The sequence below is a fragment of the Paraburkholderia sp. J69-1 genome, assembly GCF_905220255.1.
Taxonomy (GTDB): Bacteria; Pseudomonadota; Gammaproteobacteria; order Burkholderiales; family Burkholderiaceae; genus Paraburkholderia.
The window spans coordinates 1-2,907 of record NZ_CAJMZG010000058.1; the positions used below are offsets into that span (position 1 = coordinate 1).

General features: G+C 56.4%; 1 protein-coding gene and 2 pseudogenes. All 3 read right to left on the reverse strand.

Going from position 1 to position 2,907, the window contains the following annotated elements; genetic code table 11:
* Window positions 1–482: pseudogene (locus U5A67_RS40295) on the reverse strand (peptidyl-prolyl cis-trans isomerase); the annotation flags it as partial.
* Between the two features lie 22 nt (window positions 483–504).
* Window positions 505–2,196 carry a ShlB/FhaC/HecB family hemolysin secretion/activation protein gene (locus U5A67_RS40300; RefSeq protein WP_321818815.1) on the reverse strand — a complete coding sequence of 564 codons (1,692 nt, stop codon included), beginning with the start codon at window positions 2,194–2,196 and terminating at the stop codon, window positions 505–507.
* Window positions 2,197–2,307: 111 nt separating this feature from the next.
* Window positions 2,308–2,907: pseudogene (locus U5A67_RS40305) on the reverse strand (filamentous hemagglutinin); the annotation flags it as partial.

Here is a 2,907-nt window from a genome sequence, read left to right on the forward strand (position 1 = left end):
ACTGTGATGACGCTGGGTTTGTACTCCTCCGGACCTAACGAAGCGACAATTTCGTCATAACGTGACTTGACCTGGGCGTCACTTACGTCCGCAACATGCACGTTATCGCGTAGGTAGAGTTGCACTGCAGCGTTTTCTTTCGCGAGTTCTGCTGCCTGCAATGCTTCAGGCTTACGGTCGTAGTGTGCCCGTTCTGCATTCTGGCGGAACAGTTCGTGGACGATAAGATTCTGTTTGACAGACTGGCGAAGTTGAGGCGTGTCGGGCTGATCAGTCTGGACACTGGCAAGATGCACTGCATCGTCCAATTGTTTCGTGGTGATGGGCACGCTGTTCACCTCAGCAACTGCGCCGGCGGGCAATGACTTGCTGGCTTCAGCAGGAAGGGGCGCTGCGTCAACGTTACCGGTCGAAGCGATTGTGCACAGAAGGGCCGCGATGAGTCCTCTGGTGGGATGAGCATGGCGTGTTTTATGAATCATTGATTTGCCTGTGAGTTCAGGATTAGTAATCCCAGTTGATTGTGCCGAGTACCAGTGTGGACCGAGGGCCGATTGCCGCCGGGCGGCTAAGTTGTCGTCCCACCAGACCCTCGGCGGAGAATATCTGCTGGCCCCAGTGCCATTGACCGCGCGCGCCAACGCCTGCGCCAGCAAGAGTCGGAAATCCAGGTGTGCCGATCAGGTTTGCCTTTCCTGCGTCAAGAAATACATACGGCTCAATGCGGCCGCCGTGCCACGAGGGAATATTCACCCACGCGATTTCATTGCGATCATAGAAACCACGGTCGCCGGCATAGTCTCCGGAGCGAAATCCCCGGATGGTGTCAGTCCCGCCGAGGAAGATCTGTTCCGAGCCATAGAGCGCGACGTTGGTGTACTGTCCGCCCACCGCGCCGCGCCAGGCGAGCGTGAATCCTGCCAGCCTGGGTAGAGGAAGGGTGAAGGTCGCCGTCGCATCGATCTTGGTGAACTGGCTGTGTGCATCTGTGCGCACGCTATCTTGCGCATCATGATCCGCACCCAGGCTGGGAAGTCCTTCTGAGAGCCCACCATCCAGCATGAAGTTCGCGGGCATGTCGTTGAGCACGAATTTATGCAGCCAGTTTCCGCCCAGACGCAGTACGGCAATGTGCTCGGGATCCAGTTCGATATCGTTGACTTCCCGGTCCGTGCGGCGCCAGGAGAGCGTAGCGTCAACGGCAACAAGGTTAGCTGTTGAGCGTTTCAGTTGATAGTTCCATCCGAAGATATGGCTCAGCGTTCTGCCGTATTCCAGCGCAGTCGTGCCGATCACCTGCTGATATTCGGAATCGGACAACGTATAGCTGAAAGTGTTGCGGCCCCAGGGAATAGAAAATGAACTGACCAACGCGTTACTCTCAACGCTATCGATGTAGTTCAGGGTGAGGATTTCCTGAAGTCCAAGGATATTGTCTGCTTCCAGACCGGCGCGGTATCGGGTCGTGCCGGTCGAGGTGCTGCCATAGTTGTCGGTGCCCAATGAGTAGTACACACGGTCGCCGGGCCGGTTGTTGATATCGACGATGGATTCGCCGGTGCTTGATCCTGGCAGAATCTGGACCTGTGCCTGATTCCGGCGAAGCCGGTTGATCTGTGCGACGCCCTGGTCGATATCGGAAAGTCTTAACGGACTGCTGGCGGAATCAGGGAAGGCCAACGCATAGCCGTTGTCTGTGAAAAGCCCCCCGCCAGCCGATCGCTCGTTGGTAGCAAGGCGATGAATTGCGTGGCCGTTGACACGAAATTCAGCGATTCGACCGACCTGAATCGTGACGGTCAGCGTACCTGATTCCAGATTCTGGGGGCCCAGCAAGGCCCGGCTAGTGATGTAGCCGGCTTTTATATATGCATCAGTGAGACGTTTGAGCAGAACATTTACACGATGCGTACCGAGACGGTGTCCTTCGAATGGAGCAGCGATCGCGGCCAGCGTGCGCGAAGATACGGTTGTAGCGACAATGGGCTGTGCATCGACACCGGTCAATACAATGTGAGCGACGAAGAAAGTCGCGCCGTCTTCGGCAATCGCGTCGACGGGCGTAGAGAGCGGAATATCGAGCGAGGTGTTCGATGCTTGTCCTGCGATCTGGACGTTACCTGGTGTCGCATTGAGTGCTCTTTGTTGCGCTTCGCTGCGCTGGCTGTCGATAAACTGTTGTCCGGGATCCTGCACTGGGTGCGGCGCAGGCTGTGGCGGAGGTAACGTCTGGCCGTGAGCCGCAAGCGCGACCGGTAGTGCGGCTGGCGCGAATGCGAGCCGCTTTAATGTGGTGAATCTCATACTTCAAAACCACCACGTCGTGAGGCCAAGGTGCTGGCCAATCTGCACCGGCGTGGTCGCCGGCGAGCGAAGGGTTGTGATTGCGCCGGAAGCACTGACACCTTTTGCGCCGTCAATATAACCGCCATCGACAATCGCATCCCCGGTCAGAGTGACCATTCCGTCAGCGGTGAATCCGCCACCTACATCTGTTGCGATAATCTCGGCCCACGTGCTGCCAAAAAATGCCTTGAACCCTTGATCCTGATTGATTGCAGAATATCCCAGAACGCCTTCGGCATAGGTTACAGGCGCCGTGACATTAATGTTGCCTGCGGCATAAACGTTTCCGCCGACGTTAGAGGCAGTCTGGCCTGCGGCGATTGCGATGTTACCGCCTGCCTGGATCGTGCCACCGTACGGTGTTACGTCACTCGAAGCACTGGCGTGGCAAAAAATGAAACAGCTTTGTGAATAGCTGGCTTGACCGGCGAAGACGGCAGCATTACTGAAAACACTTTGGGCATTCAGACTGATACTGCCATCGTCAGATTGAATAACGCCACCAGAATTCGTAATGGATTGCCCGGAAACGCTGACGTCTCCGCTTGTCGAGGCGATTGT